Here is a 22,947-nt window from a genome sequence, read left to right as displayed (position 1 = left end):
GTCACCCCACGGCGCAAGGGCGGCGGAAAGCTCCGCGCCCTGCGCAGGAACCGGCTCGCCCTCACCGGTGGCGTCATCGCCGCCGTCTTCGTCCTCGCGGCCCTGTTCGCCCCGCTGCTCGCACCGTACGACCCGGCCCAGCCGGACTTCGGGAACGTGCTGGCGGAACCGGGCTGGGCGCACTGGCTCGGCACCGACGATCTCGGCCGCGACCAGCTCTCCCGGATCGTCTACGGGGCACGGGCCTCCATGCAGGTCGGCCTCGTCGCCGTCGTGCTTGCCTTCCTCGTCGGCGTACCGCTGGGTCTGATCGGCGGTTACTACGGCAAGATCGCGGACAGCGCCGTCTCACGGCTCACCGACACCATGCTCGCCTTCCCGTTCCTGGTGCTCGCCGTCGGACTCGCCGCGATCCTCGGCCCCTCGCTCACCAACGCGACCATCGCTATCGGCATCTCGCAGATCCCCGCCGTCATCCGCATCACCCGTGCCGAGACCCTTCGGCTGCGGCACGCGGACTACGTCGCCGCGGCGATAGCCAACGGGGGCGGCGACGGCACCCTGCTCTTCCGGCACATCCTGCCCAACGCCACCTCCGCGCTGATCGTCCAGGCGACCGTGGGCATCCCCGCCGCGATCATCGGCGAGGCGCTCCTCAGCTTCCTCGGCCTCGGGGTCCAGCCACCGGACCCGTCCCTCGGCGTGATGCTCTCCGGGGCCCAGTCCTTCCTGGCGCCCGCACCCTGGATGGCCGTCTTCCCCGGCCTGGCGATCGTCGCCGCGACGCTGGCCTTCAACCTGCTCGGCGACGGGCTGCGTGACGTCCTCGACCCCCGCGGAGGCACCCGATGACCGAGACCCTTCTCGAACCCGTACGGGACCCGGTACGCGAACCGGTCCTCAGCGTGCGCGATCTGTCGGTGTCCTTCCGCTCCGACAGCCGCACCGTGCACGCCGTCGACGGCGTCTCCTTCGACCTGGCACCGCGCGAAGTGCTCGCCGTGGTGGGGGAGTCGGGATGCGGCAAGTCCGTCACCTCGATGGCCGTCATGGGACTGCTCCCCCCGGCCGCCCGCGTCGGCGGGTCCATCACACTCAAGGGCCGCGAACTCGTCGGCGCACCCGAGAAGGAGCTCCAGAAGGTCCGCGGCAAGGACATCGCGATGATCTTCCAGGAGCCGATGACCTCGCTGAACCCGGTCCTCACCATCGGCCGGCAGATCGGCGAGGTGCTGCGCAGGCACCAGGGGCTGAGCAGGAAGGAGGCCAGGGCGCGCGCCGTGGAACTCCTCTCGCTCGTCGGTATCCCGGCCCCCGCGCGCCGTATCGAGGAGTACCCGCACCAGCTGTCCGGCGGTATGCGCCAGCGCGTGATGATCGCCATCGCCGTGGCCTGCGACCCCGCCGTTCTGATCGCCGACGAACCGACGACGGCCCTCGACGTGACGGTGCAGGCGGGCATCCTCGAAGTGCTCCAGGAGCTCCGCGAACGGCTCGGTACCGCCATCGTCCTGGTCACCCACGACCTCGGCGTGGTCGCCGACGCCGCCGACAGGGTGCTCGTGATGTACGCGGGCCGCCCCGTCGAACAGGCCCCGGTCCACGACCTGTTCGGTCACGGCAGGCACCCGTACACCCGCGGTCTGCTCGGCGCCGTACTGCGCCCGGGCGGCGAGGGGAAACGGCGACTGCCGGAGATCCCGGGCCTGGTGCCGAGCCTCGACAGCCAGCCCGACGCCTGCACCTTCGCTCCCCGCTGCGCCCGCGCCGACGACACCTGCACCGGCAGCCGCCCCGGCTTCAAGGCCGTCGACCGGCAGTCCGGCACCGACGCCGCGCACCGGGCCGCCTGCTGGCACCCGTACGGAGCGGAGGAAGCCGGCCGTGCGGACGCAGCCGACCGCACGGACCCATCCGACCGTGCGGACGGAGCCGACGGTGCCGACCGCTCCGACCGTGCGGACGAATCCGTCGCTCCCGCGCGAACCGACCAGGAGGCCGGAAAGTGACCAGCACACTGACTGTCCCCGCACCGCGCGCGAGCGATCAGGACGCGGCCGAAGGGCTGCCGCCCGTCCTCGAAATCACCTCCATGGAAAGGCACTTCGCGGCCTCCGGGGGAGCCGCCGTGCGCGCCGTCGACGGGGTGTCGATCACCGTCGGGCGCGGCGAGGTCGTCGGGCTCGTCGGCGAGTCCGGCAGCGGCAAGACGACCGTCGGCCGCTGCGCCGTCCGCCTCGACGAACCCACCGGCGGCACCGTCCGCATCAACGGCACCGACATCACGCACCTCTCCCGCCGCGCCCTGCGCCCCCTGCGCAAGGACTTCCACCTGGTCTTCCAGGACCCGTCCTCCTCCCTCGACCCGCGCATGACCATCGGGCAGATCATCGCCGAGCCGATCAGGCTGAACCGGCAGGCACGCGGCGCGGAGGTACGGGCCCGGGTCGAGAAGCTCCTCGGTCAGGTCGGCCTGCGCCCCGAGCACGCCGACCGGCTCCCGCACGAGCTCTCGGGCGGGCAGCGCCAGCGCATCTCCATCGCCCGCGCACTCTCCTGCGACCCCGATCTGGTCGTCGCCGACGAACCGACCTCGGCCCTCGACGTCTCCGTCCAGGCAGCCGTCCTCAACCTCCTCGCCGACCTCCAGCGCGACCGCGGTTTCGGCTGTCTGTTCATCACCCACGACCTGGCCGCCGTCGAATTCCTCGCCGACCGGATCGCCGTGATGTATCTCGGCCAGATCGTCGAACAGGCCCCCACAGCACAGCTGTTCGCCGCGCCCAAGCACCCGTACACCCAGGCGCTGCTCTCGGCCGCGCCCGTTCCCGACCCGGTCGAGCAGCGGTCCCGGCGGCGCATCGTGCTGCACGGCGAACTGCCCAGTCCCCTCGACCCCCCGCCGGGCTGCCGCTTCCACACCCGATGCCCGCTCGCCACCGAGCGCTGCCGCACCGAGGTCCCCGCACTGCGTGAGATCCCGGGCGGCCGGCAGGTCTCCTGTCACCTCGTGACGGACGACGGCACGGCGCCCGACGCGGCGGGCTGACCCGGCGTCCCCGGCGACGACCGCCTTACGATCCGCACAGACCACCAGCACAACTAGGAGCCGTATCCGTGTTCACCACCCGGCCGACCCTCCAGGGCACCTTCGGCATGGTGTCCTCCACCCACTGGCTCGCCTCGCAGTCCGCGATGGCCGTCCTGGAGGACGGCGGCAACGCCTTCGACGCGGCGGTCGCCGCCGGATTCGTCCTCCACGTCGTCGAGCCGCACCTCAACGGACCGGCCGGTGAGGTCCCGGTCATCCTGGCGCCCAAGGACGGCGACGTGCGGGTGCTGTGCGGACAGGGCCCCGCCCCCGCGGGCGCCACCGTCGCCCACTACCGCTCCCTCGGCCTGGACCTCGTCCCCGGCACGGGGCCCCTTGCCGCGGCCGTCCCCGGCGCGTTCGACGCGTGGATGCTCCTGCTGCGCGACCACGGCACCAAGACGGTCGAGGAGGTCCTGCGGTACGCGATCGGGTACGCCGAGGACGGTCACGCACCCGTCGAGCGGGTCGGCCAGACCGTCGAGACCGTCCGCTCCCTCTTCGAGACCGAATGGCCTTCCTCCGCCGAGGTCTACCTCCCCGGCGGCGTCTCGCCCCTGCCGGGTGAGCTGTTCCGCAACCCCGCCCTGGCCGCCACCTGGCGCCGCCTCATAGCCGAGGCCGTCGAGACCGGCGGCGAGGACCGCGTCGCGCAGATCGACGCCGCCCGGGCCGTCTGGCGGGAGGGCTTCATCGCCGAGGCAATGGTCCGCCAGGCCGCCGTCCCCACCATGGACACCAGCGGCACGCACCACACCGGCACCCTCACCGCCGCCGACCTCGCCGGCTGGTCCGCCTCCTACGAGGCCCCCGCCACGTACGACTGGAACGGCTGGACGCTGGCCAAGGCCGGCGGCTGGAGCCAGGGCCCCGCGTTCCTCCAGCAGCTCGCCCTGCTCCCCGACGAGCTGCCCGCGTACGGCTCCGCCGAGTACGTGCACCTGCTCATCGAGGGCTGCAAGCTCGCCATGGCCGACCGGGAGGCCTGGTACGGCGACGCCGCCGACGTCCCCCTGGACACCCTGCTCTCCGAGCCGTACAACGCCGAGCGCCGCGCCCTCGTCACCGACAAGGCCTCGCACGAGCTGCGCCCCGGCAGCCCCGACGGGCGCACGCCTGTTCTCAGCGAGCACGCCCACGCCGTCGCCTCGGGCGAGGCCGGCTTCGACGCCATGGGCATCCCGGTGGCCGGAGCGGGAGAGCCGACAGTCGCGAAGGACGGCGCGGCCGCCGGTGAGCCCAACGTTTCCGCCGACGGAGCGACCCGGGGCGACACGTGCCACGTCGACGTCGTCGACCGCTGGGGCAACATGGTCTCCGCCACCCCCAGCGGTGGCTGGCTCCAGTCCAACCCGGTCGTTCCCGAGCTGGGCTTCCCGCTCGGCACCCGCCTCCAGATGGCCTGGCTCGACGAGGGACTGCCCAACTCCCTCACCCCCGGCCGCCGCCCCCGCACCACGCTCACCCCGTCCCTCGCCCTGCGCGACGGCGTCCCCGTGATGGCGTTCGGTACGCCAGGCGGCGACCAGCAGGACCAGTGGCAGCTGCACTTCTTCCTGGCCGTGGCGCTGCGCGCCGAGGTCCGGGGCGGCCTCGACCTCCAGGGCGCCATCGACGCGCCGAACTGGCACAACGACAGCTTCCCCGGTTCCTTCTTCCCGCGCGGGATGCGGCCCGGCAGCGTCACCGTGGAGGAGGGCATGGACCCGGAGACCGTCGAGGGGCTGCGCCGCCGGGGCCACGAGGTCACGGTCGGCGACCCGTGGTCAGAGGGCCGGATGTGCGCCGTCGCCCGGGACCCGCGGACCGGAGTCCTGTCCGCGGCCGCCAACCCGCGCGGTATGCAGGGGTACGCGGTCGGCCGCTGACCGCCCGCCCGACGCATCCCCCGCCGACCGTGCTTAGCTGGAGGCATGATCGATGACTTTCTGGCTGAGAAGGCCGAGACCGCCGGGAACGCCGGGAACGCCGGGCACCTGAGCCAGGTCGAGGCGGCGGTCCGCGCAGCGGCCGCCGCCGAGATCATGCCGCGCTACCGGCAGCTCGCCACCCACGACATCATCGAGAAGAGCGGCCCGCACGACCTGGTCACCACGGCCGACCGCCTCGCCGAGGAGCACCTGACCGAGTCCCTGACCCGGCTGCTCCCCGGCTCGGTCGTCGTCGGCGAGGAAGCGGTCCACGCGGACCCGCGGGTGTACGACGCACTCGGCGGCGAAGCCCCCGTATGGATCGTCGACCCGGTCGACGGCACCCGGCAGTTCGTCCACGGCGAACCCGGCTTCTGCACCCTGGTGGCCCTCGCCCACCACGGGCAGGTCCTCGCCTCGTGGACATACGCCGCCGCGATGGACGAGATGGCGATCGCGGTACGCGGCCGGGGCGCCACCCTCAACGGCAAGCCGCTGAACGCGGGCTCGCCCGCGCCCGGCGCCGTCCTGAAGGTGGCGATGTCCCACCCCGACTTCACCTCCGACGCGCAGAAGCGCGCCCTGCTCGGGCTGCGCACCGAGGGCATCGACGCCCGCGCCTGCGGTTCCGCCGGACTCGAGTACCTCGCCGTCGCCTGCGGCGCCCAGGACGCGGTTGCGTTCAACTGGGAGTTCGCCTGGGACCACGCGGCGGGCCTGCTCCTGGTCACCGAGGCGGGCGGCGCGCAGGCCACCCTCTCCGGCGCCGACTTCCGGATCACCGGCGGCAACGACCTGCCGTTCACGGCAGCCCGCGACGAGGCCACGAAGGACCGCATCCTCGCCGCGCTCCGCACCGGCGTCTGACCGGCCCGGCACCGTCGTGCGGTCCGGCGGACGGACACCCCCGGCCGCGCCGGCGACGGCCCCGAATATCCTGTGTGTCCTGGCCGCCGGCTGACAAAGGAGTCCCAAGGTGTCGTCGATGCTCGATGCAGTCGTCGTGGGGGCGGGGCCCAACGGACTCACCGCCGCAGCCGAGTTGGCCCGCCGGGGCTTCTCCGTGGAAGTGTTCGAGGCTCAGGACACCATCGGCGGCGGGGCCCGTACCGAAGAGCTCACCCTCCCGGGCTTCCGCCACGACCCGTGCTCGGCCGTCCATCCGCTCGGCATAGGGTCACCCGCGTTCCGGAACATGCCGCTGGGCCGCCACGGCCTCGAATGGCTCCAGCCCGAACTGTCCCTCGCCCACCCGTTCCCGGACGGCTCCGCCGCCGTGCTCACGCAGTCGGTGGGGGAGAGCGCGATGTCGCTCGGGCCGCGGGACGCGGGCGCCTACCGCCGTCTCGTCACGCCGCACCTGGGGGACTGGGACACCCTGGCCGCCGACTTCCTGCGCACGCCGTGGGACGGGCTGCCCCGGGACCCGTACCGCCTCGCCCGCTTCGGCCTGGTCGGCCTGCAGCCGGCCAGCTGGATCGCGCGGCGCTTCCGGGGCCCCAGGGCGCGTGGACTCCTCGCCGGGCTCGCCGCCCACGCCATCGCTCCCACCAGCGGTTTCGCCACCGGCGCCATCGCCCTCGTCTTCGCGCTGGCCGCCCACGAGAACGGCTGGCCGGTGCCGCGCGGCGGTTCGCAGGCCATCTCCGACGCCCTCGCCTCGTACCTCAGGGAACTGGGCGGCACCATCCGCACCGGTACCGAGGTCAAGCGCCTGGACGAGCTGCCGCCCGCCCGCGCCTACGTATTCGACACCTCGCCGACCGCCCTCGCCCGCATCGCGGGGCTCGGCAACGCGTACCGCGGCTACCGGTACGGAGCCTCCACCTTCAAGATCGATTACGCGCTGTCCGGCCCCGTGCCGTGGACCGCGAAGGACGCCCGGCGTGCCGGGACCGTCCATGTCGGGCCGACGGAGGGTGAGATCGACAGCGCCCTGCGCGCCGCTGTCGACGGCCGTGACCCGAGCGTCCCGTTCCTGATCACCGCTCAGCCGACCCTCACCGACCCGTCCAGGGCGCCCGAGGGCCGCCATGTCTTCTGGGTGTACGGGCATGTCCCGGCGGGCTGGACGGGCGACGCGACCGAGGTGATCGAGCGCCAGATCGAACGCTTCGCACCCGGCTTCCGCGACCTGGTCCTCGCACGCGCCGTCGCGGGACCGCCGGAACTGGCCGCCCGCAACGCCAACTACGTGGGCGGTGACATCGCCTGCGGAGCCTTCGCCGGCCTCCAGACCCTGATCCGCCCCAAACTGGCCCGCGTGCCGTACGCCACCGCGCACCCGGCGGTCTTCCTCTGCTCCTCGGCAACCCCTCCCGGGCCCGGGGTGCACGGCATGTCGGGCCACCACGCGGCGAAGGCGGTCTGGCGACGCCTGAGGAAGGGCTGAGCCCGGCGCGGAGCCCGGGGTCAGGCCAGCTCGGCCGTCTGCGCGGTGCAGATGCCCTCCGGCAGCTCCGCCTTGCCCGGGTCCGTGAGGTGCAGCGCGAAGAACACCGCGAGAGTGCTGCCCTCACGCACGGCCGTGAGGCGCATCGGGATCCGCGCACCGTCGGCGACACAGTCCATCACCCACGACACCGACTCCTCGCCCGCCTCCGCGGGGGCGAGCCGCCCGCACGTCACACGCTGCCCGCGTGTACGTCACCATGGACGCCACGGCCTGGGACGGGAACGGGGGAGAGGGCTGATGAGCACAGGGACGGACCGCGCTTCCGGCGGTCACTGGTCCACCGGGTTCCGCATGGGCGCGGTGTCGGGGATTCCCACCGCGGCGGGGAGTGTCCTCCTCATCGGGGCCATGTGGAGTTCCTGCGACGTGGGAGTCAACTCCTCCGCGAATTCCATGGTCCTGATCTTCCTGCTGCCCGTCGTCTGGCTGCTGACGGCCGTGGTGTGGACAGTCGTCCACGGAGCCGTGGGGCGGTTCGGGCGTACGGCCGCCACGATCTGCGCCGTCGCGGCGAACCTGTGGCTGCTCTGGTTCGTCACGTCCGCGGTCGGAGGCATGGACTACCCGTCGCCCTCCTGCCCGGACGGCATTCCCGCCTGGTGGCCGGTCTACGTTCCGGTTCCGGTGTGATCCGGTGGCGTTTCCGCGGCTGCCTGGCAGACGAAGGCTGATGTCGGATTTCCGCCAGCCGCCGCGCCTCCGCGTGCCCCATCCTTGAACCATGCACACCGACACCGAGCGCTGCGTACGGGCTGTCCGGTCCAAGGACGCCCGCTTCGACGGATGGTTCTTCACGGCGGTCCTGACCACCCGGATCTACTGCCGTCCCAGCTGCCCCGTCGTGCCGCCCAAGGTCGAGAACATGACCTTCCTGCCCAGCGCCGCCGCCTGTCAGCAGGCCGGATTCAGGGCCTGCAAGCGGTGTCGTCCCGACACCAGCCCGGGCTCCCCGGAATGGAACGCCCGCGCCGACTCGGTCGCCCGCGCCATGCGTCTCATCGCCGACGGAGTCGTCGACCGGGAGGGGGTGCCGGGCCTCGCGGCACGCCTCGGCTACTCCGCCCGGCAGATCGAGCGACAGCTGCTCGCCGAACTCGGTGCGGGACCGCTTGCACTGGCCCGCTCCCAGCGCGCCCAGACGGCCAGACTGCTCATCGAGACCACCCAGCTACCCATGGCGGAAGTGGCGTTCGCCGCCGGGTTCTCCTCGATCCGCACCTTCAACGACACCGTCCGCGAGGTCTTCGCGCTCGCCCCCGGCGAACTGCGGGCCCGCGCCGCCCGGGGGGCCGGAACTCCCACGACACCCGGGGTCATCGCGCTGCGCCTCCCGTACCGCGCCCCCCTCAACCCCAGCAACCTCTTCGGCCACCTCGCCGCCACCGCGGTCCCCGGCGTCGAGGAGTGGCGCGACGGCGCCTACCGCCGCACGCTCACCCTCCCGCACGGACACGGCATCGTCTCCCTGGCCCCCCGCCCCGACCACATCGCCTGCCGGCTCATGCTCACCGACCCGCGCGACCTCACCCAGGCGATCAGCCGCTGCCGGTGGCTGCTCGACCTGGACGCCGACCCGGTCGCCGTCGACGAACAGCTGCGCTCCGATCCGCTGCTCGCCCCGCTCGTCGACAAGGCCCCGGGACGCCGGGTGCCCCGTACCGTCGACGGCGCGGAGTTCGCCGTACGGGCCGTGCTCGGCCAGCAGGTGTCGACGGCGGCGGCCCGCACGCACGCCGCCCGGCTCGTCACCGCCCACGGGACGCCCGTCGACGACCCCGAGGGCGGACTCACCCACCTCTTCCCCACCCCGCAGGCCCTCGCCGGCCTCGACCCGGAGGCGCTCGCCCTGCCGCGTACCAGGCGCACCACGCTCACCACCCTCGTCTCGGCCCTCGCCGACGGCTCACTGCGGCTGGGCACGGACACCGACTGGGAACAGGCCCGAGCCGAGCTGACCGCACTGCCCGGCTTCGGGCCGTGGACCGTCGAGGTGATCGCCATGCGGGCGCTCGGCGACCCGGACGCCTTCCTGCCCACCGACCTCGGCATCAGACGGTCCGCGCAACAGCTCGGACTCCCGGCGACCCCCGCCGCGCTCACCGCGCGCGCGACGCGGTGGCGGCCCTGGCGGGCGTACGCCGTGCAGTACCTGTGGACCGTCGACGACCACCCCATCAACCACCTGCCCGTGTGAGGACGCCACCCATGACAGCGACACGCTCCGCGACAAGACGGCACACGGTCGTCGACAGCCCCTACGGACCGCTCACCCTCGTCGCCACGGACGGTGTCCTGGCCGGCCTGTACATGGCCGGCCAGCGTCACCGCCCGCCGGAGGAGACCTTCGGCGAGCCCGATCCTGGCCCCTTCCGGCCGGTCGTCGAGCAGCTGGACGCCTACTTCGCGGGCGAGCTGCGCGCCTTCGACCTGCCGATGCACCTGGCCGGGACCCCGTTCCAGCGCAGCGTCTGGGCCGAGCTCACCCGTATCCCGTACGGCGAGACCCGTTCCTACGGCGAACTGGCCGGCCTGCTCGGCAACCCCAGCGCCTCCCGCGCCGTGGGCCTCGCCAACGGCAGGAACCCCATCGGGATCATCGTCCCGTGCCACCGCGTCATCGGAGCGTCCGGCAGCCTCACCGGATACGGCGGCGGCCTCGACCGCAAGCAGCGGCTGCTGGCCTTCGAGAACGGTACGGAGGCCGAGGTCCCCGCCCTCTTCTGACCACCGCAGGCTCAGCCGGTGAAGATCTCCACGGCCGACCAGATCGCGAGCCCCGCCATGCAGACACCGCCGATGCGCTGCACCGTCTTCAGCGGAACGCGCTTGGCGATGAAGCGGCCGGCCAGGAGCGCCAGCGCCGAGACGGACATCAGCGCGGCGGCCGAACCGATGGCGGTGGACCAGGCGCCGTTGCTCGCGGCGAGGTTGGCGGTGGTGATCTGGGTGAGGTCGCCCCACTCGCTGATGAAGACGGCCATGAAGGCGGTCGAGTACACCGGCCAGAAGCCCGTCACGGTCTTGACCTCGTCCGCCTCGTCCCCGTCGTCGCCCCCGTTGCGCAGCAGCATGAACGCGCCGAACGCGAAGAGCAGGGCCGAGACCAGCTTGACCGTCCAGTCGGGCAGCAGCCCGATCAGACCGCCCGCGCCGACGGCGATGGCGACGTGCACGACGAACGCGGAGGACGTACCGAACCAGACATAGAGCGGGCGCATACGGGTGCCCATGGCCAGCGAGGCGAACATCGTCTTGTCGGGGAGCTCCGCGAGGAAGATCAGCCCGAAGGCGGTGAGGATCGCCAGGGGGTCGAGATGCATACCGGGTGGCTTTCTGTAGGAGCCGGGCCCCGGATCTTCGCGAAGCGCCAGTCGGGCTCTCGGAGGACCACTCGGCCCGGCATGACGTCAGCGCCCGCAGGGCGCGGGCGTGTCATACCTGACCGAAGGTCTCGCCCGCCCGTAAGGATCTACGAGCCCGGCCACCGGGAACCCGAGGGCTCCAGTGTGTCGACGACCGGTTTGCGGGGCTACTCCCCTTCGCAGCCGTCAACGATACCCGATCCGCGGGCGGAGGTGATCAGCTGTTCGATGCGGGGGCGGGCTGGGTAAGGTCCCACGGTGATCATCCGCGCTGCGACCGGAAGTGTCCCCGTATGAGCCGCCGCACCCGTAAGGCCCCGCCCGGACCGGGCACGCCCCGCCCCACCGTCAGCGTCTGCAGGGGCTGTTGCTGCGGCACGGAGAAGATCCCCGGCGTCGACCACGCCGGGCAGCTGCGCCGGCTGAAGGAGACGGCCGGCGCAACCGCCACGGTGCGTGCCGTGGAGTGCCTGGACGCGTGCGAGCAAGGCAACGTCATCGTCGTACAGCCCTCCGCCGAGGGCCGCAGGGCGGGCGGCCGGCCGGTCTGGCTCGGCCTGGTCAACGATCCTGACGCGGTGGCCGACATCGCGACCTGGGTCGCCGACGGCGGCCCCGGCCTCGTGGACGCCCCCGACATCCTCGACCTGTACGTGTTCCAGCCCTCGCGCCGCGTACAGGCGGAGCTGGAGCGCCCCGGCCGCTGAACCGTCAGCCCACCGGAGCGAACGGCGACGGTGTCGCGCCCGGCCGGGCGGCTGTCCGCAGCCTCCGCCCGCGACACGTCCGCCCGCGCCGCCACCGCTCCGGCGGGCGCCGCTGTGGCCCGCCCCCGCGGTGTCGACAGCCGCCGTACAGGCCAAGGCTCAGGATGATTAGTAGCACCACCAGGTCGCCGACCGAGTGCAGTAGCTCGCGGGGATCGGTGCTGGATGCCGCTGCCTCTGCCAAGTGGCTCACGGCCTGTGTCTCAACCGCTGATCGCGGTACGCCTGACCTGCGACCATCCTGTCTATTACGGTAGTGGCACCCGTTGCCGCCGCAGCTCAGCCCGACTGGGGCGTCCCAGCGCCGCCCCGCCGCCGGATCCCAGCCCCCGGGCCAGGCCCTTCAGGACCAAGGACCAAGGACCAACCGTGCAGATCACTCCGCTCAGCCCCGAGGACCCCACCTCGCTCGGAGACTTCGACCTGCTCGGCCGGATCGGCCAGGGCGGAATGGGCCAGGTGTTCCTGGGCGAGTCGCCGAGTGGTGAACCGGCCGCGGTGAAGGTGATCAAACCGAGTGTGGTGGACACCGAGTCCCGGCTCAGGTTCGCCCAGGAGATCGAGGTCCTCAAGACGATCTGGGGCACCCGCAACGCCGCTTTCCTGGGAGCGGACCCGGAGGCCGAGCAGCCTTGGCTGGCCACGGAGTACATCGCCGGACCGGACCTGAGTCGGCACTGCGCCGAGGACGGTCCGCTGAGCCCGCTGCTCACCGCCTCCCTCGGCGCGATCCTGGCCGAGGGCCTGGCCACGGTTCACCAGCAGGGTCTGCTCCACCGCGACCTCAAGCCCGCGAACATTCTCCTCGGCCCCAACGGCCCCAAGATCATCGATTTCGGTCTTGCCGCCTTCACCGAGTCCAACGCCTCGCTCACAGCCCCGCACCAAGTGGTGGGCACCCCCGCCTGCATGGCCCCGGAGCAGGCAGCCGGCGTCAAACCGCTGACCGGCGCGGTAGACGTGTACGCACTCGGTTCGGTTCTGCTCTTCGCGGCGACCGGGCATTACCCGTACGACGCGTCGCACGTGTTCGCCATGTTCCACATGATCACGGACCCGGATACCGACCCCGACGTGTCCGGTCTTCCCGCCGAGCTGTCTCCGCTGATCTCCGAAATGCTCGCGCAGGACCCGGCCGAGCGTCCCTCGCTCGCTCAGGTTGTCGCCCGGTTCCGGGCGCTGATCGAGGCGAGCGGTCTCAACATGGCCCAGGCCCGACGCCGGCTGACTGCACAGACCTCACGGAGCGGCCTGCACAACCCCGTACTGCCGACCCCTACCGTCGTCTGGCCTCCGGCTCCAGCGCAACAGCCTGAAGTGCAATCTCCGGCGCACATCATGGAGCCAGCCGACCCGGGTGCCGGGATCGCGCACCTCCCTACCGGGAAGGCTGCCGTCGCTCCCCCCGCATCTCCTGCGCCCTCCGCACCGTCCTCCAATCCAGATTTCCACCTCGCTCCGACCGTCACTGTGCCCGAGGCTCCTGGCGCCGGTCCTACTGACGAGCCCGCCCCTGTGCCACAGCTGGCCCCCACGCTCGACGACGATCCAACCGCACCACCTGTGCGCACCGGCCCCGGCAGGAGCCCCGCCCGTCCGGCCTCTACGCGTCCCCCGATCCGCCACTCCGCTCAGGCCCGCCGCACCGCGGCCCAGCTCCGCACCGCCTACGCGGCCGGTGCCGCGTTCTGACGCCACCCGTATCGTCCGTAGTACACGATTCCTTTACATCCTCTCGTTCAGTTCTCAGGAGGCTCCGGGTGACCGCCCAGCAGTCCAGCGTCAGCACACTCGGCACGCTTGACGAAAGGAGCGGAGGAACTGACGGAACGGTAGGTTCCGAGGAGCGGGCGCAGTTCCCGCCCGGCGCCCAGATCCTGGTCCGGGACGAGGTGTGGCTGGTCCGCAAGGCCACCCCTACCGAACATGACGGCACCCGGATCGAGGCCGTGGGCGCCTCCGACTTCGTCCGCGACCAAGAGGCGGTCTTCTTCACCGAGCTGGAGAAGGGCCTGGGCGAAGACCAGGGTGTGGAGCTCCTCGACCCCCGAAACACCCGCTTGGTCCGTGACGACTCCCCGAACTTCCGCCGCTCCCGCCTCTTCCTCGAAGCCGTCCTCCGCAAGACCGCGCTTCCCCAGTCCGAGCGCGGTCTCGCGTTGGCCGACTCCTTCCTCCTGGACCCGCTGCTCTACCAGCAGCGCCCCGCCCAACTCGCACTCTCCGGTCGCAACCTGCGCCCCCGCCTGCTCATCGCGGACGTGGTGGGCCTCGGCAAGACCCTGGAGATCGGCCTGACCCTGGCCGAGCTGATCCGCCGCGGTCGCGGCGAGCGCATTCTCGTCGTCACCCCGCAGCACGTCCTGGAACAGTTCCAGCACGAGCTGTGGACCCGTTTCGCGATCCCGTTGATCCGCCTGGACTCGGTCGGCATCGAGCGGATCCAGCGCGAGATCCCGGCCGGACGCAACCCCTTCACGTACTTCAAGCGCGTGATCGTCTCCATCGACACCCTGAAGAACACCGACCAGTACAAGCACCACCTGGAGCGCATCAACTGGGACGCCGTCGTCATCGACGAGTCCCACAACCTGATCAACAAGGGCTCGCTCCGTAATCAGCTCGCCAAGCTCCTGGCCCCCCGTACCGACGCTCTGATCCTGGCATCCGCCACCCCTCACAACGGCAATGCCCGCTCCTTCGCCGAGCTGATCTCCCTCCTCGACCCGGCTGCCATCCGCGACCCCGAGCACTACCGCGCCGAGGACATCGAGCACCTCTTCATCCGCCGTACCAAGGTCAGCCCCGAGGTCAAGGACCAGATGAAGGGCCAGTGGGCGGCCCGAGGCCCCTCGCAGTCGGTGCGCTGCGCCGCCACCCCCGCCGAGGAGAAGATCTTCGAGGAGCTGGCCGAGGTCTGGCTGTCCGCTGACGGCCGCAAGTCCGTCAGCGACGTCCCCCTGTTCCCGTACACCCTCCTGAAGTCCTTCCTCTCCTCCTGCGCGGCGCTGCGCTCGACCGTCGCCGCCCGCGTCAAGACGCTGGAGAAGAAGGACGCGCCGCAGGAGACCGCCGCCGAGCTGGCCGCCCTGCACCGGCTGCGCGAGCTGTCGGCCGGGATGGCGGAGACGGACTCGGCGAAGTTCCGGGCGCTGGTGGAGCAGTTGCGGGAGATCGGCGTCGGTCCGAGGTCGGACGCCCGCGTGGTCGTCTTCTCCGAGCGGGTGCAGACCCTGGAGTGGCTGGCGAAGGTGGTCCCGGCCGCGCTCGGCTTCAAGCCCGCCAAGGACACCGCGAAGAGCGCCGCCCGCATCATGCACGGCGGTCTCTCCGACGAGCAGCAGATGCAGTGCGTGGAGGACTTCGGCCTCGCCGACACCCCCGTCCGGATGCTCTTCACCGGCGACGTCGCCTCCGAGGGCGTCAACCTGCACCGCCAGTGCCACCAGCTCGTCCACTACGACGTCCCGTGGTCCCTGATCCGGATCGAGCAGCGCAACGGACGTATCGACCGCTACGGCCAGGCGCACCAGCCGCAGTTCCGCGCGCTGATCCTGACCAGCGAGGTCGACGGCGCCAAGGACGACACCCTGGTCGCCGAACGCCTCCTGGACCGCGAGAGCGAAGCCCACCGCGCCCTCGGCACCGCGGAGGCGGTCAGCGGCCTGTACCGCGCGGAGGCCGAGGAGAAATCCCTGATCCAGGACCTGCTGCGCGGCCGTACGGTCGACGAGTCGCTGGACTCCCACCACCCGGCAGCCGAAGCCGGCGGGGACGGTGAGGACGGAGCCATGGACGACTTCCTCGCCGACTTCTTCGGCGGCGTCAACGACGGCACGGACGACAGCGCGGACGACTGTACGGTCCCGACCGCCGGAGCAGCCCCGCAGGAGGACGCGGCATCAGCATCCGACTCCCTCTCCGGCCCGGTTCCCACCGCCCACGTCCCCACCCTCTTCACCTCCACCCGCGCCTTCTTCGACGAGGCCCTGCGTGAGGTCTTCCCCGACGCCGTCGACCGCCTGGACCTGTCCACCGACGCCGAGTCGGGCCTGATCTCCTTCGTCCCACCCGCCGACCTGATCCACCGCCTCAAGGCGCTCCCGACGGACTACATTCGCGAGCAGGGCCTCAAGGAACGCCTCAAGGTCACCCTCAATCGCCGCCTCGCCGAGCACGCCCTGACCCGGGCCCGCGAGTCCTCCACCTCCAGTTGGCCGGACATCTCCCTCCTCACCGACCTCCACCCGGTGGTGGAGTGGCTGACCGACAAGGTTCTGGTCCGCCTGAACCGTCAGGAGGCCCCGGTCCTGACCGCGTCCGTGGACACCGCCACCTACCTCGTCCAGGGCATCTATTCGAACGCGCTCGGCCGCCCCACCGTCGTCAAGTGGATGGCGGTCCGCACCGGGTCCGGGTCATCCGCCTACTCCGAGTCCTACGTCGTGGACGACGACATGGTGGCCGTCCTCCAGCGCGCCGGTGTCGGTCCCACCATGGCCAACCCCCTCGCCGCCCACGACACCGAACGCCTCACCGAGGACGTTCCCGCCGTTCTCGACGCCGCGGAAGCGTTCCTGGAGACCCACCGCACCGCCTGGGACGAACCGTTGCGCGGCCCCATCGAGCAGTACAAGCTCCGCCTTGCCGACTGGGAGCAGCAGACCCTCGGCGCAGCCGGAACCGAGGCCAAGGACTCCGACAGCCGCCGCCTCGCCGGCCTGGCCGACTCACTCCTCACCACAGGCCGCCCCATGCTCCGCGTCCTCGCCGTCCTCGCCCCCGCGGCCTGATCACCCCATCTGAGGCTTACGAACATGACGTACGACTCCCTGGTCAACCGCGGCGACTACTTCTCCGCGCACTACCTCGCCGAGATACTGCCCAAGGACCTCAAGGCCGGCCTGCTGACCGCCTGGAAGACCCGCGAGGAAGAGGCCGCCGCGGCCGACACCGAGGCGAACCCGGACGGCGAGCCCCGCGACGGCGGCCTGCCCGTCACCCCCCGCATGGGCCTCCGATCCCTGCGGCGCCCCTACTTCCGTGCCCGCGCCGCCTTCGCGGCGGCGGCCGTCGAGGACGAGGACGCCACCACCTACGACTCACCCGGCTGGTGCGATCAGGTCCGTACCCTCAACGCCGACGTCGTCCGCTCCCTCGGCTTCGACGCCAAGCCCGGAACGATCACCGTCGAGCGCGCCGACCAGGCGTACGAGGTCCAGGTCGCGCATGCCGAGAAGGGCCTGGTCGCCCTCGACTGCGGCTGGTCCCCCGAGCCCGACGACGCCCTCGACCCCGAGGGCCCCGGCCGTCTCCTCGACCCGCTCACCCTGGACGCCCAGCACCGCATCGCCACCGGCTCCAAGCTGGCCTCCTTCCTCTTCGCCTGCGACGACGCCCCGCGCTACGTGCTCCTCCTGAACGGCGGCGTCGTGATCCTCGCCGACCGCGCCGCCTGGGGCGAGGGCCGCTACCTCGCGGTCTCCCTGGACGCGGCCCTGGAGCGGCACGACGTCCGTCCGGGTGGCGAACTGGACACCGTGGCCGCTCTGTTTGGCGCGGACTCCCTCCGCACCCCTGAGGCGGGCGGCGAGAACCCGCTCGCCGAACTGGTAGGCAAGTCCACGAAGCACGCGGTGGGTGTGTCCGGCGAACTCCGCGACGGCCTCCGCCTCAGCGTCGAGCTCATCGCCAACGAGGTCCTGGACCGCATCCGCGAGCAGGGCGTGCGCCCCGAGGACGTCAAGGACCTCCCCGAGCTCGGCCGCCAGCTCACCCGCGAATCGCTCCGCTACCTCTACCGCATCCTCTTCCTGCTCTACGCCGAGGCCCGCCCCGAGCTCGGCATCCTCCCCTCCGACTACCCCGAGTATCAGCAGGGTTACGGCCTCGGCCGCCTCGGTGAACTCGTCGCCGAACGTGACCTGGTCGACGAGAAGTCCCGCCGCGGCACCTACCTCTACGAATCCCTCGACCTCCTCTTCCGCAAGGTCCAGACCGGCTACCGCCCCCGCCGCACCCACGGCGTCGTCACGGACGAGGTGACCGCGAAGACCTCCGAGGGCGAGGGCCTGCGCTTCGAGCCCCTGCACTCCAAGCTCTTCGAACCCGAGTCGATCCGCCTCATCGGCCCGAGGGCCATCGCCGACCCCACCGTCGACGTCGACGCCACCGGCGAGGAGCGCTTCCTCGACACGCGGCTCCGCAACGCCACCGTCTACCGCGTCCTGCGCCTCCTCATGCTCACCCGCGGCAAGCGCCGCGAGCGCGGCGGCTTCATCTCGTACGCCCAGCTCGGCATCAACCAGCTCGGCGCGGTTTACGAGGGCCTGATGTCGTACAGCGGCTTCGTCGCCGGCGAGGAGCTGTACGAGGTGGCCAAGGGCGGCGACCCGTCGGGCGGCTCGTGGCTGGTCCCCGAGGGCAAGGCCGACGAGTACGAGGACAACGTCTTCGTGCGGGTGCGGGACGAGGACACCGGCGCAGAGCGGCGCGTACGGTACGCACCCGGGTCCTTCGTCTACCGGCTGTCGGGGCGTGACCGGCAGACCTCCGCCTCGTACTACACCCCGGAGTCGCTGACCAAGGTCACCGTGCAGCTGGCTCTGCAGCACCGGCTCGACCAGGACGACACAGTCACCCCGGCGCGGGAGCTGCTGGACTGGAAGATCTGCGAACCGGCCCTCGGATCCGGCGCGTTCCTCAACGAGGCCATCAACCAGGTCGCCGCCGAGTACCTGCGCCGCCGCCAGGACGAGCTGGGCACGCCCATCGACACGGAGAAGTACCCGGTCGAGTTCCAGAAGGCCAAGGCGTACATCGCCCTGCACAACTCCTACGGCGTCGACCTGAACTCGACGGCGGTGGAGCTGGCGGAGGTCTCGCTGTGGCTGAACACGATGCACCCAGGCATGGAGGCCCCCTGGTTCGGGCTGCATCTGCGGCGAGGCAACTCGCTGATCGGCGGGCGGCGGGAGGTCTACCCGTCGGAGAAGCTGAAGAAGGGGGCTTGGCTAGGCACGACACCGGAACGCTTCCCCCTCGCGGACGCGGTCGCCGGTACGGAGCTGCCCGCCGGGTCCGTCCACCACTTCCTCCTCCCGGCGAAGGAATGGGGCGCGGTCGCCGCCGAGAAGGAGGCGAAGGCGCTGGCACCGGCGGACGCGAAGGCGCTCGCCGCGTGGCGTAGGGCCATCACCAAGACCCCTTCCGCCAAGCAGACGGCCAAGCTCCAGGCCCTCGCACGCCGCGCCGAATACCTCTGGGGGCTGGTCGTGCGGCGCCTGGAGATCTCCGAACGGGACATCTCCCGCACCATCGACATCTGGGGCGCGGACGACGGCTGGCTCCGCACGCCGAAGGTCGCCGTCCAGCGCGAGGAGGTCCTCGCGGACCTGACGGCACCGGACACCCCGTACTGGCGTCTCAAGACGCTGATGGACGCCTGGTGCTCGCTGTGGTTCTGGCCGGTCCAGGAGGCGGGCTTGCTGAACGGGACGGACGAGAGGTACGCCCGCGAGTCCGCCGCCGACGTCTCGGTCTCCGCCCTGTCGGGCGTCGTGGAGTGGGAGTCCGAGGACCTCTTCGGCGACGTGACGGCCGAGTCGAACGAGGCGCGCCGGGCTGCGAAGCAGAAGGCCGTCGCCAAGGCCCGGACGGCGGCGGCGGAGCGTGAGGCCCACGTGTCTCTCGCCGACCTCGACGACTGGCTGTCGTTCGCCGAGTCGCTCCTCGGCAAGCACGATGTCCCGGCCGACTCGCTGGTCTCCGCGTTCGAGACGCTGGACGAACTGTCGCCGTACGAGGACGCGCTGCCGGGCCTGATGGGCATGGAGCAGAGCTACTGGCTGCCGAGCCGGTATCCGTGGACGAGTGCGGCGAAGGAGATTGCGGAGCGGCAAGGGTTCTTCCATTGGGAGTTGGAGTACGCGCAGGTGTTCGCGGGGGGCGGATATGACTTGCAGGTGGGAAACCCGCCGTGGGTGCGGCCGGACTGGCAGGAAGACTCAGTTCTGGCAGAGCTTGCGCCGTGGTTCAAGCTGGCTGAAAAGCCAAGCGCGGAAGAGTGGCGCCTGAGGAAATCAGAAATCCTCGAACCGTCACGCGGCTACTACCTAAACGAGCTATCAGCGAACCTCGGCACAGTCACCACACTCACGTCGCCTGCCGTATATCCCGATCTGATCGGAACGCGGGCGGACCTATATCGGGCATTCATGTGTCGCGCATGGCGGAACTTGAACGAAAGCGGGTTGGCGGGCTTGATCCATCCCGACAGCCACTTCAGCGGAGTAAAAGAAGGAGTTCTCCGCGAAGCAACTTACCGTCACCTCCGAACGCACGCCCATTTTTCCAATCGCCTTCAGCTGTTCGACGAGGTGCAGGGGACTCGCCAGTTCAGCATCAACATTTACGGCACGCCATCCAGCGTATCTTTCACTCACGTCAGTTGGCTATTCGACCCCACCACGCTAATTTCTTCACTCGACCACAATGGAAACGGGCAACCGCCGGGGATCAAGCACGAAGGAAAGTGGGAACTCCGGCCACATAAGTCTCGGCTAGTAACCGTGAACGCAGCACGCCTCGCCGAGTGGAATCGCCTCTCCGGAGAGGAAGGTACAGAAGTTTCTCAAGCGACACTTCTGTACCCAGTAACGACCGAAGAGCAAGGTGCGGTCACAGCCCTATCTATTATCAATCAGCGAATTTCCCATCAGGCACCGCACCTGAGCCAGGGATACAACGAGACGAATGCCAAGAAGGACGGCCTGATTAGCTGGTCCAGCGCCACACCAGATTCACCAAGTGAAGTCATCCTTCAGGGACCACACTTCAGCGTTGCCACACCTTTCTATAAGCGCCCCAGGATCCCCTGCAAGAGTATTCAACACTGGGATGTGCTGAATGTCGCCGAACTCGACTTTAGCGAATTGCCTCACACGAATTACATTCGATCCTGCGGTCAAGATCTCTACATCGCAGCTCAGGACGTTTGGGCCGGTCGCCCATATACCGAATATTTCCGCCTTGCCTGGCGTCGCATGATCTCCTTCGATGGTGAGCGCAGCCTATTCGCCTCCCTAATTCCACCAGGCCCTGCCCACGTCGATGCCGTGAACTCCATGGCCATGCCTGATGAACGCCTGACCGCTCTTAACGCCGGTTTCTGGGCTTCCCTCCCCCTGGACTACCTCCTCCGCATTACCGGCCGCTCCGACCTTCGCGTCGCCGAAGCAAACAAAATGCCCGCCGCTACCCCAAAACATCCCCTCGCCCCCGACCTCCTCCTCCGCTCCCTGCGTCTCAACTGCCTCACCAACCACTACGCCCCCCTCTGGGCCGAGCTCTTCCACCCCACCTGGCCCGGCTACGAAGACTGGGCCAACCCTGACTGGCCCAACCTCGCCCCCCTCTCCGCCCACCTCACCCCCACCTGGGCCTACGACACCCCCCTCCGCACCGAGTACGAGCGCCGAGCCGCCCTCGTCGAGCTCGACGCACTCGTCTCCGTCTGGCTCGGCATCACCGCCGAGCAGCTCGTCGCGATTTACACGTCCCGCTACCCCGTCCTCTCCGATTACGAGTCGGCCATGTACTTCGACGCCAACGGCCGCAAGATCGCCGCGAACCACAACACCTACGGACACGGCCAGACCAAGCAGGACTGGCTCGACCTCCAGTCCCATCTCGCCTCCCCCGACACCACCCCGCCCCCCGCCGGCTACACCGCCCCCTTCTACAAGGCCGACCGCCCCGCCGAGATGCGCGCCGCCCACGCTCACTTCCAGGCTCGCCTGGACGCCGAGATCGCCGCCGGCCGCTGGTCACCGCCCCGCAGCGAGGATCCCCGTGCCTGACAAAGATCCGCGCCGCATCATCGCGGAAGGTGACTGGTGGCTCCCCGGCAGTGAGAGCAAGAAGGTCAAGGGAATCTTGACTCATTCGCCGGAAGACGGCACGACCCTCCGCATACACGACAGCCTGGCCCCTGACGTCTCCGTGCATGGCATCGTGCTGGGCAACCAAGGAGCCCACCACGCACGCATTTTCGGCGCTGCTGGAAACCACCTGTTCTCCCTGGAGAACTGCTCCCGGACCGAGCGAACATCGGGTCACTTGAACAACAGCCCGGAAACCGCCGCCTACAACGTCGGATCCTTCTTTCGTGGTGTCCACTGGCCGAATGCGATGGAGCCCAGCGCAGAATCCATCTCCGGCGATCTGCGCTACCTCACCCACTGGGTGGACCGGAGCGGCATCAGGTCCACCCACAACCGCTTTGATCCCGACCTGGGTTATAGCGCCGCCCGCCCGTTCGCCTCCCTGGACCTCGTCCCTCAACCCAAGCAGTCGGTTCCCCTGGATAACGGCATGACCCTGCTCCTTTACCACAACGTCAAGGCAGACGCTCCCAGCCCGACCCAGAGCTTTCTGAGCGAGAAGTACATGGCTCGCTTCGCTTCACCCTCCGGTGTCCTCCCGACAAGTGACCTGACGGACCAGATCAGCAACCTCCAGGACCTGGTCAGTATCGCTACGGGGCGAACGGCCGAATTCGATTCCCTCTCCTTCCGGCCCTCGGGCTCCCACGCATTGGGACGCCCGGACATACGCACCCCGATCGACTTCTTCGCCCGCTGGCTGGCCCTGGACACCAGCCCAACTCCGCACCAACTCCATCCCCACCAAATGCATTTCACCTTCGATGCCCTCGGTGGCATCGCAGGCGTTCGACGCTGGCTGAATACCGCAGACATCCACCGGCCTCTCCTCGGCCGGGTCATGTCCAGCCGCTACAACCCTCATCTCTTCGTCGAGGACCGTTTCTTCCATCGGGTCGTCGCGCTCGAAGCCCTGGGCCGCCACCTCATCAAGGAGACTGACAACCCCAAGAAGGACCCCAGCCTCAAGTGGGCCCTGAATCGCTGTATCAGCACGGCCGGCCCCCATTTCCTGAATCTCGTCGGTGACGACACCGAGACCTGGGCCGGAAACATCGTCACCCTCCGCAACGACATCAGCCACCATTACGGCAAGAGGCCGGACCAGGTCGGAGCCCCCCAGTACTATCTCGCCGAATCCCTGTACTGGCTGTTCGTCCTCTGCCTCCTCCAGCTCTCCTCGGCTCCGGACGAGGTGTACCAGCAGATCCGCCGCCACAGGCAGTGGTCCTGGCTCCGGCCTCGCGTAGCCGAATCCCTGCGCACCACCCCCTGACGACCTCATCTGCTCCCCAACAGGACATCCCCCTGTTCGCCGACCTTGCCATCTGCGGGGTGCAACCTCATCCGGCTCTGCCGACGAAGCAACGAGAACCGGCCCGGAGAGTCTCTGCTGATCCCTTTTGCAGGAACGCCCG

At 70.2% G+C, this 22,947-nt stretch carries 16 protein-coding genes; 14 read left to right on the top strand and 2 right to left on the bottom strand.

Features of this window, described 5'->3' with window-relative positions; genetic code table 11:
* The first annotated feature begins 39 nt into the window (after positions 1 to 39).
* From AB0C82_RS07080 to AB0C82_RS07055, 6 genes are all read left to right on the top strand, one after another.
* On the top strand, positions 40 to 852 hold the full coding sequence (locus AB0C82_RS07080) for an ABC transporter permease (RefSeq protein ID WP_362838352.1): 813 nt from the start codon (positions 40 to 42) through the stop codon (positions 850 to 852).
* Entirely contained in the window at positions 849 to 2,009 is a 1,161-nt protein-coding gene (locus AB0C82_RS07075; protein WP_362837198.1) for an ABC transporter ATP-binding protein, read from the top strand. The genes AB0C82_RS07080 and AB0C82_RS07075 overlap by 4 nt, the downstream gene beginning before the upstream one ends.
* Before the next feature lie 83 nt (positions 2,010 to 2,092).
* Positions 2,093 to 3,049 carry an oligopeptide/dipeptide ABC transporter ATP-binding protein gene (locus AB0C82_RS07070; protein ID WP_362838349.1) on the top strand — a complete coding sequence of 319 codons (957 nt, stop codon included), beginning with the start codon at positions 2,093 to 2,095 and terminating at the stop codon, positions 3,047 to 3,049.
* Positions 3,050 to 3,117: 68 nt separating this feature from the next.
* Positions 3,118 to 4,959 (top strand): gamma-glutamyltransferase, encoded by a 1,842-nt coding sequence (locus AB0C82_RS07065; protein WP_362837196.1) that lies wholly within the window; start codon positions 3,118 to 3,120, stop codon positions 4,957 to 4,959.
* Positions 4,960 to 5,004: 45 nt separating this feature from the next.
* A complete protein-coding gene (locus AB0C82_RS07060; RefSeq protein ID WP_362837194.1) occupies positions 5,005 to 5,868 on the top strand; it encodes an inositol monophosphatase family protein in 864 nt (287 codons plus the stop codon).
* Positions 5,869 to 5,977: 109 nt separating this feature from the next.
* Positions 5,978 to 7,393, top strand: a complete 1,416-nt coding sequence (locus AB0C82_RS07055; RefSeq protein ID WP_362837192.1) for an NAD(P)/FAD-dependent oxidoreductase — start codon at positions 5,978 to 5,980, stop codon at positions 7,391 to 7,393.
* Between the two features lie 20 nt (positions 7,394 to 7,413).
* Here the strand turns inward: AB0C82_RS07055 and AB0C82_RS07050 are convergent, their stop codons facing one another.
* On the bottom strand, positions 7,414 to 7,629 hold the full coding sequence (locus AB0C82_RS07050) for a hypothetical protein (protein ID WP_362837190.1): 216 nt from the start codon (positions 7,627 to 7,629) through the stop codon (positions 7,414 to 7,416).
* A 64-nt stretch (positions 7,630 to 7,693) separates the two neighbouring features.
* On the opposite strand from AB0C82_RS07050, the gene AB0C82_RS07045 reads away from it, so the two are divergent.
* The 3 genes from AB0C82_RS07045 (at position 7,694) to AB0C82_RS07035 (ending at position 10,180) form a co-directional block, all read left to right on the top strand.
* Positions 7,694 to 8,086 carry a hypothetical protein gene (locus AB0C82_RS07045; protein WP_362837188.1) on the top strand — a complete coding sequence of 131 codons (393 nt, stop codon included), beginning with the start codon at positions 7,694 to 7,696 and terminating at the stop codon, positions 8,084 to 8,086.
* Between the two features lie 91 nt (positions 8,087 to 8,177).
* Positions 8,178 to 9,650, top strand: coding sequence for an AlkA N-terminal domain-containing protein (locus tag AB0C82_RS07040; protein ID WP_362837186.1), 1,473 nt, complete (start codon positions 8,178 to 8,180; stop codon positions 9,648 to 9,650).
* An 11-nt stretch (positions 9,651 to 9,661) separates the two neighbouring features.
* Entirely contained in the window at positions 9,662 to 10,180 is a 519-nt protein-coding gene (locus tag AB0C82_RS07035) for a methylated-DNA--[protein]-cysteine S-methyltransferase (protein ID WP_362837184.1), read from the top strand.
* Between the two features lie 11 nt (positions 10,181 to 10,191).
* Here the strand turns inward: AB0C82_RS07035 and AB0C82_RS07030 are convergent, their stop codons facing one another.
* Positions 10,192 to 10,776: a TMEM165/GDT1 family protein gene (locus tag AB0C82_RS07030; RefSeq protein ID WP_362837182.1), complete on the bottom strand. Its 585-nt coding sequence runs from the start codon at positions 10,774 to 10,776 to the stop codon at positions 10,192 to 10,194.
* A gap of 335 nt (positions 10,777 to 11,111) precedes the next feature.
* Here AB0C82_RS07030 and AB0C82_RS07025 point away from each other — a divergent pair, with 335 nt between their 5' ends.
* From AB0C82_RS07025 to AB0C82_RS07005, 5 genes are all read left to right on the top strand, one after another.
* Positions 11,112 to 11,525, top strand: coding sequence for a (2Fe-2S) ferredoxin domain-containing protein (locus AB0C82_RS07025; protein WP_362837180.1), 414 nt, complete (start codon positions 11,112 to 11,114; stop codon positions 11,523 to 11,525).
* A gap of 429 nt (positions 11,526 to 11,954) precedes the next feature.
* Positions 11,955 to 13,277: a protein kinase gene (locus AB0C82_RS07020; RefSeq protein ID WP_362837178.1), complete on the top strand. Its 1,323-nt coding sequence runs from the start codon at positions 11,955 to 11,957 to the stop codon at positions 13,275 to 13,277.
* A 68-nt stretch (positions 13,278 to 13,345) separates the two neighbouring features.
* A complete protein-coding gene (locus tag AB0C82_RS07015) occupies positions 13,346 to 16,378 on the top strand; it encodes a DEAD/DEAH box helicase (protein WP_362837176.1) in 3,033 nt (1,010 codons plus the stop codon).
* Positions 16,379 to 16,402: 24 nt separating this feature from the next.
* Complete coding sequence (locus AB0C82_RS07010; RefSeq protein WP_362837174.1) at positions 16,403 to 21,445, top strand: class I SAM-dependent DNA methyltransferase; 5,043 nt, start codon at positions 16,403 to 16,405, stop codon at positions 21,443 to 21,445.
* Entirely contained in the window at positions 21,438 to 22,805 is a 1,368-nt protein-coding gene (locus tag AB0C82_RS07005) for a HEPN domain-containing protein (protein WP_362837172.1), read from the top strand. Before AB0C82_RS07010 ends, AB0C82_RS07005 begins: the two co-directional genes overlap by 8 nt.
* Positions 22,806 to 22,947: the final 142 nt, after the last annotated feature.

Source organism: Streptomyces sp. NPDC048560 (genome assembly GCF_040650955.1).
Classification (GTDB): domain Bacteria; phylum Actinomycetota; class Actinomycetes; order Streptomycetales; family Streptomycetaceae; genus Streptomyces.
The sequence above is the reverse complement of the archived record's forward strand: the minus strand, read 5'-3'. Positions and strand labels throughout refer to the sequence as shown.

Coding starts and splice junctions, on each gene's coding strand:
- AB0C82_RS07075 (WP_362837198.1), top strand. CDS start 849: ATGACCGAGACCCTTCTCGAACCCGTACGGGACCCGGTACGCGAACCG.
- AB0C82_RS07070 (WP_362838349.1), top strand. CDS start 2,093: ATGGAAAGGCACTTCGCGGCCTCCGGGGGAGCCGCCGTGCGCGCCGTC.
- AB0C82_RS07060 (WP_362837194.1), top strand. CDS start 5,005: ATGATCGATGACTTTCTGGCTGAGAAGGCCGAGACCGCCGGGAACGCC.
- AB0C82_RS07045 (WP_362837188.1), top strand. CDS start 7,694: ATGAGCACAGGGACGGACCGCGCTTCCGGCGGTCACTGGTCCACCGGG.
- AB0C82_RS07040 (WP_362837186.1), top strand. CDS start 8,178: ATGCACACCGACACCGAGCGCTGCGTACGGGCTGTCCGGTCCAAGGAC.
- AB0C82_RS07035 (WP_362837184.1), top strand. CDS start 9,662: ATGACAGCGACACGCTCCGCGACAAGACGGCACACGGTCGTCGACAGC.
- AB0C82_RS07030 (WP_362837182.1), bottom strand. CDS start 10,776: ATGCATCTCGACCCCCTGGCGATCCTCACCGCCTTCGGGCTGATCTTC.
- AB0C82_RS07025 (WP_362837180.1), top strand. CDS start 11,112: ATGAGCCGCCGCACCCGTAAGGCCCCGCCCGGACCGGGCACGCCCCGC.
- AB0C82_RS07010 (WP_362837174.1), top strand. CDS start 16,403: ATGACGTACGACTCCCTGGTCAACCGCGGCGACTACTTCTCCGCGCAC.